We start from the raw sequence: 15,404 nt of genomic DNA, 5'->3' as shown, positions 1-15,404 counted from the left end.
CCTGATCTATTGCATAGACGCGCGCGCATTCGTCGAAGCAAAGCGCGCAGCCAAGCATCCGACGAATCAGAACACGAACGCAAGATCGACAAGCCGGCCCAGTGTTTTTCATAAGACTTAGGAATACCAAAGAACGGCGGATCGATGCGTCAGCCGACACATCGTATCTTTCAACCGGAGGGTGTCATGAAGAGATCGAAACGAGTCGCGTGCGTGGAGGCGACGGCGCTTGTCGCTCTGTCGATGGCGAGCGCAGGCGTCGCTCATGCAGACGACGAAGCCGTGGTGAATCCGAATCCGGCGGCATCGCGCGAGGCGCCGGCGGATCTGTCGAATCTTAAGCCGGTCGTCAATGTGCTCGCGCCGCCGGACACATCCGCGATCATGCCGGAAACCAGCGCCGGGCCTTATACGCCGGGCGTCAACACGCCGGCCGGCATCGTGAGCAATGCGCAGACGAGAGCGTATGGCACCTTCGGCATACCCTATTCGACCGGCCGCGTGCAGGACGGCAACCAGAGCGCGGCGGGCACCACGAGCGCGAACTATCTCAGCACGACGTATCCGTATCGGGCGATCGGCAAGCTCACCTTCAGCGCCGGCTACTGCACCGCGAGCCTGATTCGCAGAAGTGTGATCGTCACGGCGGCGCACTGCATCCAGAGCTTCGGCAGCGGAAGTTCGCTGTTCTCGAACTGGCAATTCCGCCCCGGACACTACGGCGCGTCCGGCGCCACGTCTGCTCAGATCGCGCCTTATGGAACGTGGAACTGGGCGGCACTCGTGCGGCCATCGGCGTGGGCGAACGGCACCGATACCGGCTCGGGCTCGGCGCGCAACAACGACATCGCCGTCATCGCGATCGCGAAGAACGCGTCGAATCAGTTTATCGGCGATATCACCGGCTATTTGAGCTATGGCTGGAACAACTATTCCTTCATATCGTCGCCGAAGACCGGGAATCTTCAGACGGCCGCCGTCACGACCTTCGGCTATCCGACCTTGCTCGACGGCGGCGCGATCATGCAGCGCACCGATGGCCCGGCCTATACGACGACCGTGAGCGGCGCATCGCAACTCTGGCAGGGCAGCAATCTCACGAGCGGCGCGAGCGGCGGACCGTGGATCGTCAACTTCAGGCCGCGCGATGCCGTGCTTTCCGGGGGCGCGGTCATCGGCAATGCGTCGAATCTGTCGATCATCGGCGTGACGTCCTGGGGCTCGTCCGATCCGAACGCGATCAAGGACAACTATGCGTCGCAGTTCCGTCAGAACACGCAGTATCCGAACGCGACTTATGGCAATTACGGAGCAGGCAACATCGCGTCGCTGCTGAACACGCTGTGTTCGACCGCCGCGCCGGGCGGCGGCACGTACGCATCGCAGGGATATTGCAACTAGGCCGGTCGCGGTGGCCCGTTCGCTTCGAACGGCGCGCGGGCCACTTCGCCTTTTCCGACGAATTCGCTGGAGCATGCCTCAAACGCCCGTAGAATACGAAGCGAACCGGCTTCTCACTTCATCGGCAGCATCGCTCAGGCATGACGAAAGACGACACCACTCACGTCCGCGCACACGGCGCATCGAGCAAGCGCAAGCGGCTTGGCCGCCCGGCGGGCAATATCAATCAACGTGAGAACATCCTCGACGCAGCCGAGGTCGATTTCTCGCAGCGCGGTTACGCGGGCACATCGCTCAAGGAAGTGGCCGCGTCGTGCGGCGTCACGCAGGCGCTCATCACGTATTACTTCGGCACCAAGCAGCAGCTTTTCGAGCAGGTGTTCCTGCGCCGCGCGATGCTGATCTCCGAAGAGCGCGTGACGCTGCTCAATGAACTGATCGATGGAAAAGAGGCGAACGTGCGCGATATCGTGCGCGCGTTTCTGCTGCCGCTCGTCGCGCTGCGCAAGACGGACGGCGGCCGCGCGTTCATTCGTCTGCAGGCGCGCCTGCACACGGAGCCGCCCGAAATCTCGTACAGCCTGCGCAGCACCGCTTACGGCGATTCGACCGATGCCTACGTCGAAGCGCTGCGCGCCGCGCTGCCCGGCCTGCCCGCGAAAGATCTCTACTGGCGTGTGACCATGATGATCGGCGCATATCTCTACGCGTTCTCCGACACGCATCGTCTCGACGTGCTCGCCAAGGGCGCGTGCGATCCGTGGGACGCGAACGAAACGCTGGAGCAGTTGACGAACTTCATCGTCGGCGGTCTGGAGGCGCAGGCGAGCGCGTCATCTCCGGCCAGCGCGAAGAAGGTCGCGAAGCCGAAGACGACGCGCTCCGCACGCGCCGCATAAAAGCAAGGTTCAGCGCCGCAAACCGATTTCCATCGACTCGAGCACTTGCGCGATGGTCGAATGCATCGATGCGAGCGTCGCGCCGGGCAAGTCCGACGATGCCGTTTCGCCGATCATGTCGCGCAATGTTTCCTGTACATCCGCCGATGCCTGTTGCGGCAACGCCGCCGCGATCACGCTGAGCGCGGCGGTGAGGCCATGCAGCTTGCCGGTCAACACTTCCAGTTCCTGACTCATCTTTGCTTCCTGTCGTTTCAAAGAGATGATGCGGACCGCGCGTCGTGCGCGGCCCGCGAGAATCACGCGCGTTCCGTCTCCGGGTGCGCCTTCAGCTTGACGAACAGCGCGATGCCCGCGATCACCGAGGGCACGGCGAGCAGCGCGAACACCGCCGGCAGGCCGAGCTTCCACTGCGCGAACAATCCGCCGAGCGCGACGCCCGCGATGCCGCCGAAGCGCCCGACGCCATACATCCACGAAACGCCGGTTGCGCGGCTTTGCGTCGGGTAGAACATCGCGGCGAGCGAGGGCATCGACGATTGCGCGCCGTTCATCGTCGTGCCGGCGAGAAAGATCAGCGCGCTCACGAGCCCGATGCTGCCGATCGCCTGCCCGACCACGAAGATCAGCACGGCGGTCAGCAGATAACCGAGCATCACGACGACGTTCGCGTTCCAGCGATCCATCAGCCACCCCGATGCGATCGTGCCGATGCCGCCGCCGAGCGGAAAGAGCGCGGTGAGCAGCGCGGCGCGCTCGGGCGTGAAGCCGGCTTCGTTCATGAGCAGCGGCATCCAGCTCATCAGCAGATAGAAGATGACGAGGCCCATGAAGTACACGAGCCACAGCATCAGCGTGCCGACGACGAAATTGCGCGAGAGAATCGCGCCGACCGACGATTTCGCGTGCGTTCGCGTGCGCTCGGACAGACGAAACGAATCGATGCGCGCGAGATCGAGCGGCGCGATCCTCGAAAGCGGCGCCCAGATTTTCTCTTTGGACGCGCCGCGCTTGACGAGATAGCGCACCGATTCCGGAACGAGCATCGCGACGAACAGCGCGAGCACGAGCGGCACCACGCCGCCGACGACGAAAAGGCTATGCCATCCGAATGCGGGAATCAGCCACGATGAAATGAAGCCGCCGAGCGCCGCGCCGACCGTGAAGCCGCAATACGTCGTATTGACGATGATCGAGCGGCTCTTTGCCGGCGCGTATTCGGAGACGAGCGTGATCGCGTTCGGAATCGCCGCGCCCAGACCGATGCCGGTCAGAAAGCGCAGCGTGACGAGCGATTCGACCGAGCCGCAGAACGCGGTCGCGAGACTCATCGCGCCGAAGAAGGCGGTCGCGGCGATGAGCACCGCGCGCCGTCCGAAGCGATCCGCCGCCGGCCCGGAAACGACCGCGCCCGCCGCGAGCCCGAAGAGCGCGGCGCTTAGAACGGGCGCGAGCGCGCCCTTCGTGATGCCCCAGCCCTTGACGAGCGCCGGCGCGATATAGCCGATGGCTGCCGTGTCCATGCCGTCGATCAGCACGATCAGAAAGCACACGCCCATCAGCGTCCATTGAAAGCGCGAGAAGCGGTGCGCGTCGATGAACTCCTCGACAGGCACGCTCCCGCTCCACGCATCGCCCCGATCGGACGCCGTCGAATGCCCGGCGCGCGGCGGGAATGCCGGGCCGGTGTGAAGCTCTGCTTGCGACATGACCAACTCCTCGTTGTCGACGGCGCTTCGCCGTCCATTGTCACCAGGCCGGCGACATGCCGGTGTTCACGCGAAGCGGGGGCCCACCGGTTTCGACGCTGGTTTATTATATGTACCTATAATTAATAAACGCAATGCGGAAAAAAATAGTTCTCGACGCGCGCTGAGCGGGCGCTCCGCACAGGCGTTCAGCGCGATGAAAGCATTCGAACGAATGTGCTGAAAGGAAGCGATGCGACGCTTCGCGAGCGTGCCGGAGGCCCGCTACGCGGCGCGGGCGAACCGGGTATCATGCGCAGCGGCTGAAACAAGAACTACAACTTTCGCGATCGTCGCCGTCGTGCGGGCCGCTTCCAGACATCTGCCCGGCACGCGACCTTCACGCCACATCGGAGCTGTTTATGCCATTGCGGTCCGGCGTCGACGAGGCCAGCTTTCGTCGCATCCTCTTTCGCAACATCGCGCTGCCGCTCGGAACGGGCGTCGTGACGGCCGTCGCGTTCGTCGCGCTCGTGCTGTATCTGCTGTCGGGCATCAACTGGGTCGAGCATTCGGAACGCGTGATCGGCAATGCGCAGGAAATCGGCCGGCTCGTCAGCGAGAAAGAAAGCGCGATTCGCGGCTATCTGATTACCGGCGACGAGAGCTTTCTCGCGCCGTATGACACCGCGAAGCCGAAGCTCAGCGCCGATATCGACACGCTCGCCGATCTCGTCTCCGACAACGCGCCGCAAGTCGATCGCCTGATTCGCATTCGCGCCTTGCAGACGCAGTGGGACAAGGTCGCCGACGAGCTCATCGATGCCCGCCGCCGCGCGCAGGATTCCGTTCCGCTGGTGCGCGCGGGGCGCGGATCGGCCGAACGCGCGGAGACCGAGCGCGAGCTTTTCGCGTTTCTCAACATCGAGCAGGCCTTGCGGCTGCAGCGCGTGGAATCGGCGAAACAGCTCACGACGATCACCGTCGTCGTCTTCCTGATCCTGAGTCTCGCGCTGTCCGTGATTCTCGCAATCTTCGGCAGACGCGAATTGATGCAGCTTTCCAGCGCGTTCGGCACGGCGATCGGCGAGCAGGAACGGCAGACGCGCGCGCTTCAGGAACAGGCCTGGCTGCGCGAAGGGCAGACGCGGCTTGCAGAGAGAGTCATCGGCCGGCAATCGCTCGATCAGCTTTGTCAGACGATCCTCGATTTCCTCGCGGATTACCTGAAGATTTCGATGGGCGCGTTCTATGTGCTCGAAGCCGACGGTGCGTTGAAGCGCACCGCGAGCTTCGGCTTCGATCCCGACAGCGCGCCGGTTCCCGAATCGCTCGCGGGCGTGAAAAGCCTCGTCGGGCAGGCGGTGCACGCGCGCAAGCTGACGAGCATGAACGACGTGCCCGCTGGTTACTGGAAGGTGACATCGGCGCTCGGCGCGAGCGCGCCCGCGAGTCTCGCGATCGTGCCGATAGAGAACGAAGGCCAGGCGAACGGCGCCATCGAACTGGGCGCGATGCACAAGCTGACCGAACGCGACGAGCAGTTCCTGAAGTCGATTGCGGGGAATATCGGCGATTTCGTCGAGGCGGCGCAGTATCGCGAGCGCCTGCAACGCGTGCTCGAAGAAACGCAGCAGTTGAACGAAGAGCTGCAGATGCAGCAGGAAGAACTGCGCACGACCAACGAGGAACTCGAACAGCAGACGGCCGCGCTTTCGCAGGCGCACGTTTATCTGGCGAATCAGAAGGCCGAACTCGAACAGACCAACGATCGGCTCGCGGAACAGGCGCGCGTGCTCGACGAACGCAACGTCGCGCTCAATGCCGCGCAGGGCGAACTCGAAACGCGCGCCGAAGCGCTGCAGCGCGCGAGCCGCTACAAGTCGGAGTTTCTCGCGAACATGTCGCACGAACTGCGCACGCCGCTGAACAGTTCGCTGATTCTCGCGAAGCTACTGTCGGAGAACAAGCCCGGCAATCTGACGAAAGACCAGGTCAAGTACGCGCAGACGATTTACTCTGCGGGCAACGATCTGCTCAATCTCATCAACGACATTCTCGATCTCTCGAAGGTCGAGGCGGGCAAGCTCGATTTGCATATCGAGGACGTGCCCTTGCAGCGCATCATGGATTCGCTTGCGCGCACCTTCGATCCGCTCGCGCGGCAGAAGAAGCTCCGGCTCGAACTGCGCAACGATATCGACGACTATCCGACGCTCACGACCGATTTCCGCCGTCTCGAACAGATTCTGAAGAACCTGCTGTCGAACGCGGTCAAGTTCACGGATGCGGGCGCGGTCTCGCTCACGCTCAAGCGCGCAGGCGAGGGCGCGGTGCAGTTCGTCGTGACGGATACCGGCATCGGCATTGCGCCGGATCAGCTCGAAGCGATCTTCGAAGCGTTCCAGCAAGCCGACGGCACCACGAGCCGTCACTACGGCGGCACGGGTCTCGGCTTGTCGATTTCGCGCAGTCTCGCGCATCTGCTCGGCGGCGATATCGCGGTGCGCAGCGCGCAGGGCGCCGGCAGCACGTTCACGCTGACGATGCCGCTCGTCTACGGCGCGTCCGACGCGTTGCCGAGCGCCGTAGCGGAAGCGCCCGCGCCCGTGGTCGTCGAAGAAGAGGCGCCGATCGAAGCGCTCCACGTCATCGACGACGATCGCTTCGATGTCACGCCCGGGCGACGTCTCGTGCTCGTGGTCGAAGACGAGCCGGGCTTCGCGCAAGTGCTGCTCGATCTGGCGCACGAACTGGGTTATCGATGCATCGTGAGCGGCACGGCGCGCGAGGCGCTCAAGCTCGCGCAGGACAGCGCGCCCAACGCGATCCTGCTCGACATCGCCTTGCCCGACCGCTCGGGGCTCGTGCTGCTGCAGGAACTGAAGGCGAATCCGAAAACGCGGCACGTTCCGGTGCATGTCGTGTCGGCGTCGGACAGAAGCGAGGCCGCGCTGCACCTCGGCGCGATCGGTTACGCGGTGAAGCCGACGACGCGCGAGCAACTGACGGCGATTTTCCAGCGCCTCGAAGAGAAGAGCAGCCAGAAGATCAAGCGCGTGCTGCTCGTCGAGGACGATGCGCGTCAGCGTCAGAGCATCGTCGAACTCATCAGCGATACGGACGTGGAGATCACGCCGGTCGAGTTCGGCCGCGACGCGCTCGAACTGCTGAAGACGACGATCTTCGATTGCATGATCATCGACCTGAAGCTGCCCGATATGCAGGGCGGCGACCTCTTGCGCCAGATGGCCGCGATCGACGCGTATTCGTTCCCGCCGGTGATCGTCTACACGGGCCGCAATCTGACGCACGACGAGGAAGCGGAACTGATGCGCTACTCGCAGTCGATCATCATCAAGGGCGCGCGTTCGCCCGAGCGTCTGCTCGATGAAGTCACGCTGTTCCTGCACAAGGTCGAGACGGATCTTTCCGCGGATCGTCAGGCGATGCTGCATGTTTCGCGCTCGCGCGACCGCGTGCTGGATGGCCGCCGCGTTTTGCTCGTCGACGACGACATTCGCAACATCTTCTCGCTATCGAGCGCGCTGGAGCATCAGGGATTGAAGGTGGATATCGGCCGCAACGGTTTCGAGGCAATCGAGGCGCTCGACAAGAATCCGGACATCGACGTCGTGTTGATGGACGTGATGATGCCCGGCATGGACGGACTCGAAGCGACGCGGCGTATTCGCGAGGACGCGCGCTTTCGGAAGCTGCCGGTGATCGCGAACACCGCGAAGGCGATGAAGGACGATCAGGAGCAATGTCTCGCGGCGGGCGCGAGCGATTATCTGGCGAAGCCGATCGACATCGACCGGCTTTACTCGCTGTTGCGCGTGTGGATGGCGCGGCGCGTTTAGATATTCAGCGCGCGCTTGTCGACGGCGAGCGCCGCTTCGCGCATCACTTCCGACAGCGACGGATGCGGGTGGCAAATGCGCCCGATATCCTCGCTCGCCGCCTTGAACTCCATCGCGACGACGGCTTCCGCGATCAGATCCGACGCGTTCGCCGAGATGATGTGCACGCCGAGAATCTCGTCGGTTTTCGCATCGGCGAGGATCTTGATAAAGCCGTCCGTTTCGCCGATGCCCATCGCGCGGCCGTTGGCGAGCATCGGAAACTGGCCGGCCTTGAATGCGCGGCCTTCCGCCTTCAGCGCCTGCTCCGTCTGCCCGACCCACGCGATTTCCGGATGCGTGTAGATCACCCACGGAATGCAGTTGTAGTCGATGTGCGGCTTCTGCCCGTCGATGATCTCCGCGACCAGCACGCCTTCGTCCTCCGCCTTGTGCGCGAGCATCGGGCCACGCACGACATCGCCGATCGCGTAGACGTTCGGGACTTTCGTCGCGCAATGGCCGTCGACCGGAATGAAGCCGCGTTCATCGACCGACAAGCCGATGGAATCGAGACCGAGATCGTCCGTGTTCGGCACGCGGCCGATCGACACGATCAGACGATCCGCGTCGAGCGTCTGCGCGTTGCCGTCCTTGTCCTTGTAGGAGATCGAGACGCTCGAATCCGTCGTCTTCACGCCGTCGATTTTCACGCCGAGATGAATCGTGAGACCTTGCTTCTTGAAGAGCTTCGCGGCCTCCTTTTGCAGCGCGGAGTCGGTCGTGCCGAGGAATTCGGGCAGCGCTTCGAGAATCGTCACTTCCGCGCCCAGCCTGCGCCACACGGAGCCGAGCTCCAGCCCGATCACGCCCGCGCCGACCACGGCGAGCTTCTTCGGCACGGACGTGAAGGCGAGCGCGCCTTCGTTGTCGGAGACGATCTTGTTGTCGACCGGCACGTTCGGCAGATGCCGCGCCTTCGAGCCCGTCGCGATGATCACATGCTGCGCGGTATGCGTTTCACCGCCGACGTCGATCCTGAAGTTCGCGCCGTCCTTGCCCGCGAGCTTGCCGTGACCTTTGATCCAAGTGATCTTGTTTTTGCGGAAGAGGAACTCGACGCCGCCCGTGATCTTCTCGACGATCGCTTCCTTGCGGCCGACCATCTTGCCGACATCGACGGAAAGGTTGTCCAGGTTGATGCCGAGCTCGTCGAAGTGGAGTTGCGCCTTCTCGAATTGCTCCGATGACGCGAGCAGCGCCTTCGACGGAATGCAGCCGACGTTCAGACAGGTGCCGCCGAGTTTCGGCTTGCCGGCGTGGTTGATCCATTCCTCGACGCACGCCACCTTGCGGCCGAGCTGCGCGGCGCGGATCGCGGCGATATAGCCGCCGGGCCCGGAGCCGATGACGATCACGTCGAAATCGGCCTTCTGACCTGACGCGGCGGCGGGCTTTTCAGGCGCAGGCGCCGGGGCAGACGCGGGAGCGGGAGCGGGTGCAGACGCGGGCGCCGATGCCGATGCCTTCGCGTCCGTATCGATGACCGCGATGACTTCGTCCGCGTGAACGATGTCGCCTGCCTTCTTCAGCACTTCCACGATCGCGCCGGCCGATGGCGCGGGCACTTCGAGCACGACCTTGTCCGTTTCCAGCTCGATGAGGATTTCGTCCTGCGCCACGGCGTCGCCCGCATTTTTCTTCCACGGCAACATCGTCGCTTCGGTGACGGATTCGGAAAGCTGCGGAACCTTGACTTCAACCCTGGCCATTCAGATTCTCCTGTTGAGCAATTCGTCGCGATGGGAAATGTCCGGCTGCGTGCCTTGCGGACGCGGCCTTGTCCGGCCGGCCTGACGCGCCGAAGGACACAAGGATACGCCGTGTCCGGACCGCGCGCGCGGGATACGGCCCTCGACTCGCGCATCGCCTCGGCTTTGAGTCATCGTTATATTCGATGGTATATTGCGGAACACGAAAGCACGAGGTGATCATGCGGACCCCTCCGTTTCAACTTGCACGCTCGAGCGCGCCCGGCCTACGCGATGCGTGCTGTCAGCCGACCGAATCCGATCTTCGCGCCTCGCGTCGTCGCGCGCGTCTTGCCGAACTGGATTCGCATCTGCATTGCTCGGTGATCGGCACTTGTCTTTCGACGGGCGAGCTACGCAAGCTCGTGCCCAAATTCACCGATCTCGACCGCCATCACGCGAGCGATCTGGAGATTCATCACGCCGCTGTCGAACTCGCGATTGCGGGCGGCGCGGGCGCGAAGGCGCTGAACAAGGCGCTCGACGAACGCTATTCAGGCGCGATCCGCCGTTTTGACGCCGCGCGCGATACGCAGGCGCTGCTCGATCTGTGGAACGAGGCGCTGAAGTCCGGCGATATTCCGCCCGCGTACTGGGCGGTGATGTCGCATCCGCACGCGACGATTGCAGTGCGCCAGTCCGCGTTCGGCGAACTTCATATGCTGTCGCATCTCGTCGGCGCGGCGAATCGCGCGGATATCCGGCGGCTCGTCGCGCTCGAAGCGGAGAATCAGGAGCTTAGGGAAAAGATCGATCGGCAGCAGGCGCGTCTTTTCGAACTGAGCGCGGAACGCGATGCGTCCGTCAGACAGGCGAGCGAGCACGCGCTGCAACTCGCAGCGTTCGGGCAACGCAAGGCGGATATGCCGACGGCGCAGCTCGAAGCCGAAGTCGAGCGCCTGCGCGAAAAAATCGAGGACGGTGAACGCAGGCTCGCGCTGCACACGAGCCGCCGCGAAGCCGCCGAGCAGCGCGCGCTCCGGGACGAGGACGAGACACGCGCATTGCGCAACAAGCTGGGCGAAGTTCAGGCGCTGCTGAAGGTCGTACAGGCCGAGTGCGCGGCGCTGGAACGCGCGACGCTCGGTGCCTGCGATCGCCCCGACGTGCGCCGACGCGCGATGGAATGGGTGAGCGGCAGGCGCATCGTCTATGTCGGCGGAAGGCCGAATTCGAATGCGGTGCTGAAGGCGCTGGTGGAGGCCGCGGGCGGCGAGCTGATCGTCCATGACGGCGGCATCGAAGATCGCAAGGGCTTGCTCGCGGCCGCGCTGCCGAACGCGGATGTCGTGCTGTTTCCCGTCGATTGCATCGATCACGATTCGATGAGCATGCTCAAGCGCGTCTGCGACCGGCATGGCGTCGAGTATTCGCCGTTGCGCACCGCGAGCGTCGCGAGTTTCGTGGAGTTCGTCGGACGGCTCACGATTGGCGCGCGTGGCGGTCAGGCGAGCGCGCCGCCGCCGTCGGCGTTCTGCTTACGACACGGTTAGGGCTTGAGCAACTGCGTGAGCGATTCGATCTGCTCGGCGCACGCGGCTTGCGCCTGTGTTTCGACATCGCGATAAAGCCGCACGATGCTTTCGCCGACGGGCGTCAGCACGCAGCCGCCGCCGCTTTGCCCGCCTTGTTCGGAGATGGTCGCGGGCGATTTGAGCGAGCGATTGAGCTCGTCGATGAGCAGCCACGCGCGCCGGTACGACATGTCGAGGCTGCGCGCCGCCGCCGATATCGAGCCGTGCTTGCGCACCGCTTCGAGCAGCGACACCTTGCCCGGACCGATGGCGATGGTCTCGCCTTTCGTGATGCGCATGCGAAAGCGCACTTCGATCGGCTGGTTCGCCGCGTCGGTGTCTGATGCGTTTTCCGGTGTTTTCAGGGTCGTCGCCATGCCCGAGAGGATACACGAAGGAAATCGGAGGGGCGTTTGACGAGGGGCTTGCGGGCGTTATCGGTTGTCCGGATAGGACGGCAGCGGGGAATATGCAAGGCCGTGTTTGCGACATGCATGTGGCTCGGGCTGACGGGAGGCGCGAGGTGGTCATCGCGGACGGTCGATGATCGGGTAGAGAGATTGACGATGCGCCCCGCGGTGTTGTCGAGCGATGTACCCGATACCGACAGGGCCGCAGCGCTTTGCATCGTCCCCTGGCTGTTCGCGATGACGCCGCCGCGCACCTGCATTGTGCCGTCAGATACGAACGAGCCGCGCTGATTGGCAATCTGCCCAGCCGACTGGATGACGAGCGGCCCATGCGCCGAAACCTGACCGCTTTGATTCGACACACGGCCCACGTTGAGCGTCAGGCCGTTGCCGGCGGTCATCGTGCCGTGGTCGTTGATGAGCGCGTCCGTCGCGTCGGCGTTGATCGACCCGCCGGCGCTCGTCGTCGCGCCGGATAGATTCAGGTCGCCCCCGTTCGCTGCGAGCGACACGTTCCCGTTTGCCGCCGTCTGGCTGCTTGCGAGATTGAGGCTGCTGGCCGCAAGCGTCGCGTTGCCGCCCGCGACGTTCCGGCCAGTCGCATTCAGTGCGCCCGAAGCCAGAACGGTCAAATCGCCGCCTTGCGCGACCGTGCCATCCTGATTGACGCCCGCGCCGAGCGTTCCAGTCGATGCGACGCTGCCCGCATTGACGCTCGTATTCCGCTGCGCCGCGAGCGTGCCACTGTTCGTCAGCGCGCCCGATGTCGCGACGATCACGTCGCGCTGAGCATACGTCACGCCGCTGTTATCGATGCCATCGCGCGCCGATACGCTCATGCTCCCGCTTGCGTTCGTCGTTCCGGCGAGCACGAGCTGGCCATTGGACTTGAGCGTCAGATCGCCGGCCTGCGCCGCCAGAATCCCGCGATTGCTGACGCCCACACCGTATTCGTTGGATGTCAGATAGATGCGATTCGAATACATGCCACCGAGCGCGCCGACGTCGATCGCCACCGACGGCGCCGGACCGGTGCCCGCGATCGGCGTAGCGTTGAGCGTGTCGTGATCGATCTGATTCGCGCCCGCGACCACGTTAAGGTTGTTCGCATAAATCGCCGCGTTGGCTTGAATAGCGCGACTCAACAGATCGACCTGATCGACGTTCGTCACATTGAGACCGGCGCCTTGTACCGTGATCGTCCCGCCTGTGACGTTGAAGCCCGTCAGATTCCCCGATGGCCCGAAATTCGGCGTTCCGGTCGTCAACACGGCTCGGGACGTATTAATGAAACCCGCGCCGTCGACCCGAATCCCTTGCGGATTCGCGACGACCACCTCTGCGCGCGATCCCGCCACTTCGAGATACCCGCGCAATTGCGACGGCGAATTACTCTGCACCTGATTGACGATGATCCGCGCCTCACGACCGGGCGTCAGATTCGGATTGCCATTCACGTATCCGGCCTGTTGCGTCTGCGTGATGGTTGCAGCGTTATTCAAAATCGCGCCCTGGCGCTGGACGTCGAATTGTGAATAATTGTTGACCGACACGCCCGCCGAACTGGGTCGCGAGATATTGACTTGCGGCAACCCGTTTTGCGTCTGTATGACTTGAGCGCCCGAGCCGGGCACCGCGACTATCTGCGCAATTGACGGCGCGCTTAGGATGACATTGCCGATAAGGACCATCGCGGCGAGAACGAGCGCGCGCAATGCGGGCACGGGCCCGGCGTGATGAGAGCGCGTCGCGGGACGACGCGCGCCGGGCGCGGTGCGATGAGCGCTGGCGAAGTCCGCGACGGCGACGAGCATATGCCGCACGCGGCTATAGACGAGTTTGTAAAAACCCTTATTCATGATTCTTTTCGGGATTGAGTCGGCGGGGTCAGCGTCTGCGCGCCACTGCTTAGCGGCAGAGAACTCCGAATTTTCAGCCATCCTTAACTGAAAATTCATACGGATAACTCTGAAAGAAGAAACGCCTCGCGAGATGCGAGGCGTTTATTCGAGTGGGGAAATTCTGAGTTTGGAACGAACGAGCGCGAGTCCCGGTCTGTGCGCGGCGATCTAGGGCGTGTCCGGATACCGGATCACAAAACCTCACATCGCGGACAACCCGGCGCACACGTCGTCTCAACGCCTCGCGCAAGCGCGACTTCCTTCGCCGAAGTGATCGTCGCGCCGATTTCCCGCGCGAACAGCATGCGATCGGCCGATCCGTTCATCGATGCGACGCACCCAGAACGTGGGCATCGACGCGCACGAGGCGCTTCAGATGGCGCGGCGCGCGCACCGTGTCCGCGCCGGAAACGAGCACCGGCAATCCGTCCTCGATGCCAAGTTCCCGATCCTCGCACTCATACGCGACAATCACCTGCGCGCCGATCGGCGTATTGAAAAGCTCGTGCCAGGAGAACGTCACCGCATAGCCATCGTGCGCGTGCGCGAGGAACACGGTGCGCTTGAAATCGGTGTTGTCCGGCCGGCGCACGCCCGCGGCGTCGAGCAGCACGCGCAATGGCACGCCGCGATAGCTTCCCATCGGTCGAATGTAGCGGCCCGTCGAAAAGCACACGAGATCGAACGGTTCGATGCTCACGCGCCCGAATTCGCGCATTGCGGCGACATCGAGCGTCAGCGGCCTTTGCACCGCGCCGCCGATCTCGATATATGGGCTACTCGAATTGCTCTCGCTCCATGACGACATGATTCCTCGAAACATGGGGTCGCGCGAAATGGGCTATATCCGGGAATATATTACGATGTCGCACCGATGACATTTCTGTCCGCACATAATCGGCATGCCCGGCGCACGATTGGGCAACAAAATGGGCAAACGTGTACTGTTCTACCCGCGAGAACGTCGCAGCCGGCTGAGCGATCCGCCCAGCCGGCATCCCGCTCCATCCCATCAACGAGAGAGGATTGTCATGCCGTTCGTCACGACCAAAGATAACGTCGAAATTTTCTACAAGGATTGGGGCCCGAAGGACGCGCAGCCCATCGTTTTCCATCACGGCTGGCCGCTTTCTTCCGACGATTGGGACGCGCAATTGCTGTTTTTCGTCCAGAAGGGATATCGCGTGATCGCGCACGACCGGCGCGGACACGGCCGCTCGTCGCAAGTCTCGGACGGTCACGACATGGATCACTACGCCGCCGACGCCTTCGCGGTCGTCGAGGCGCTCGATCTGCGCAACGCAATCCATATCGGACATTCGACGGGCGGCGGTGAAGTCGCCCGCTATGTCGCGAAGCACGGCGAACCGGCGGGACGCGTCGCGAAGGCGGTCCTCGTGAGCGCTGTGCCGCCGCTCATGCTGAAGACGGAAGCCAACCCGGAAGGCCTGCCTATCGACGTCTTCGACGGTTTGCGCAAAGGGCTCGCGGACAACCGCGCGCAGTTCTTCGTCGATGTGCCCGCAGGTCCGTTCTACGGCTTCAACCGCCCGGGCGCGACGGTGCATCAGGGCGTCATCCAGAACTGGTGGCGTCAGGGCATGATGGGCAGCGCCAAGGCGCACTACGAGGGCATCAAGGCGTTCTCGGAAACGGATCAGACCGAAGATCTCAAGTCGATCTCCGTCCCCACGCTCGTTCTGCATGGCGAGGATGACCAGATCGTGCCGATCGCCGATGCCGCGCTGAAGTCCATCAAGCTGCTGAAGAACGGCACGCTGAAGACGTATCCGGGCTTCTCGCACGGCATGCTGACCGTCAACGCGGACGTCCTCAACGCAGACCTGCTCGCATTCGTGCAGGGCTGATTCACCAGCCGGCGCGGACATTGTTCGTCCGCGCCGGCATCTCTGTTCAAGGCACACGGCTTTTTCCCGA

Annotated in this window: 11 protein-coding genes; 5 read left to right on the top strand and 6 right to left on the bottom strand. The window is 63.4% G+C overall.

Annotated elements, in window-relative coordinates; genetic code table 11:
- Window positions 1-186: 186 nt before the first annotated feature.
- Window positions 187-1,401: a trypsin-like serine peptidase gene (locus NCS02_RS23015; RefSeq protein WP_250436922.1), complete on the top strand. Its 1,215-nt coding sequence runs from the start codon at window positions 187-189 to the stop codon at window positions 1,399-1,401.
- A gap of 140 nt (window positions 1,402-1,541) precedes the next feature.
- Window positions 1,542-2,300 (top strand): TetR/AcrR family transcriptional regulator, encoded by a 759-nt coding sequence (locus tag NCS02_RS23010; RefSeq protein ID WP_175982681.1) that lies wholly within the window; start codon window positions 1,542-1,544, stop codon window positions 2,298-2,300.
- 9 nt (window positions 2,301-2,309) lie between these two features.
- Here NCS02_RS23010 and NCS02_RS23005 read toward each other — a convergent pair whose 3' ends face one another.
- A complete protein-coding gene (locus tag NCS02_RS23005) occupies window positions 2,310-2,537 on the bottom strand; it encodes a hypothetical protein (protein WP_250503410.1) in 228 nt (75 codons plus the stop codon).
- Between the two features lie 62 nt (window positions 2,538-2,599).
- Entirely contained in the window at window positions 2,600-4,009 is a 1,410-nt protein-coding gene (locus tag NCS02_RS23000; protein ID WP_250460637.1) for an aromatic acid/H+ symport family MFS transporter, read from the bottom strand.
- Window positions 4,010-4,410: 401 nt separating this feature from the next.
- On the opposite strand from NCS02_RS23000, the gene NCS02_RS22995 reads away from it, so the two are divergent.
- Window positions 4,411-7,851 carry a response regulator gene (locus NCS02_RS22995; protein ID WP_250523302.1) on the top strand — a complete coding sequence of 1,147 codons (3,441 nt, stop codon included), beginning with the start codon at window positions 4,411-4,413 and terminating at the stop codon, window positions 7,849-7,851.
- Here the strand turns inward: NCS02_RS22995 and lpdA are convergent.
- On the bottom strand, window positions 7,848-9,602 hold the full coding sequence (lpdA, locus tag NCS02_RS22990) for a dihydrolipoyl dehydrogenase (RefSeq protein WP_250460633.1): 1,755 nt from the start codon (window positions 9,600-9,602) through the stop codon (window positions 7,848-7,850). The genes NCS02_RS22995 and lpdA overlap by 4 nt on opposite strands.
- Before the next feature lie 221 nt (window positions 9,603-9,823).
- Between lpdA and NCS02_RS22985 the strand changes: the two genes are divergently transcribed.
- Window positions 9,824-11,134 carry a DUF2325 domain-containing protein gene (locus NCS02_RS22985; protein WP_250441217.1) on the top strand — a complete coding sequence of 437 codons (1,311 nt, stop codon included), beginning with the start codon at window positions 9,824-9,826 and terminating at the stop codon, window positions 11,132-11,134.
- On the opposite strand, the gene NCS02_RS22980 is transcribed toward NCS02_RS22985, so the two are convergent.
- From NCS02_RS22980 to NCS02_RS22970, 3 genes are all read right to left on the bottom strand, one after another.
- A complete protein-coding gene (locus tag NCS02_RS22980) occupies window positions 11,131-11,532 on the bottom strand; it encodes a winged helix-turn-helix domain-containing protein (RefSeq protein WP_008349149.1) in 402 nt (133 codons plus the stop codon). The genes NCS02_RS22985 and NCS02_RS22980 overlap by 4 nt on opposite strands.
- Window positions 11,517-13,424, bottom strand: coding sequence for a two-partner secretion domain-containing protein (locus NCS02_RS22975; protein WP_350029897.1), 1,908 nt, complete (start codon window positions 13,422-13,424; stop codon window positions 11,517-11,519). Before NCS02_RS22975 ends, NCS02_RS22980 begins: the two co-directional genes overlap by 16 nt.
- A gap of 364 nt (window positions 13,425-13,788) precedes the next feature.
- Window positions 13,789-14,274, bottom strand: coding sequence for a molybdopterin-dependent oxidoreductase (locus tag NCS02_RS22970; RefSeq protein WP_250503408.1), 486 nt, complete (start codon window positions 14,272-14,274; stop codon window positions 13,789-13,791).
- 223 nt (window positions 14,275-14,497) lie between these two features.
- Between NCS02_RS22970 and NCS02_RS22965 the strand changes: the two genes are divergently transcribed.
- Window positions 14,498-15,334, top strand: a complete 837-nt coding sequence (locus tag NCS02_RS22965) for an alpha/beta fold hydrolase (RefSeq protein WP_008349142.1) — start codon at window positions 14,498-14,500, stop codon at window positions 15,332-15,334.
- Window positions 15,335-15,404: the final 70 nt, after the last annotated feature.

Origin of the sequence: Caballeronia sp. NCF2, assembly GCF_023631205.1 — a bacterium.
GTDB lineage: Bacteria > Pseudomonadota > Gammaproteobacteria > Burkholderiales > Burkholderiaceae > Caballeronia > Caballeronia zhejiangensis.
Note: the sequence above shows the minus strand (reverse complement) of the source record. Positions and strands in the feature narration are given on the sequence as shown.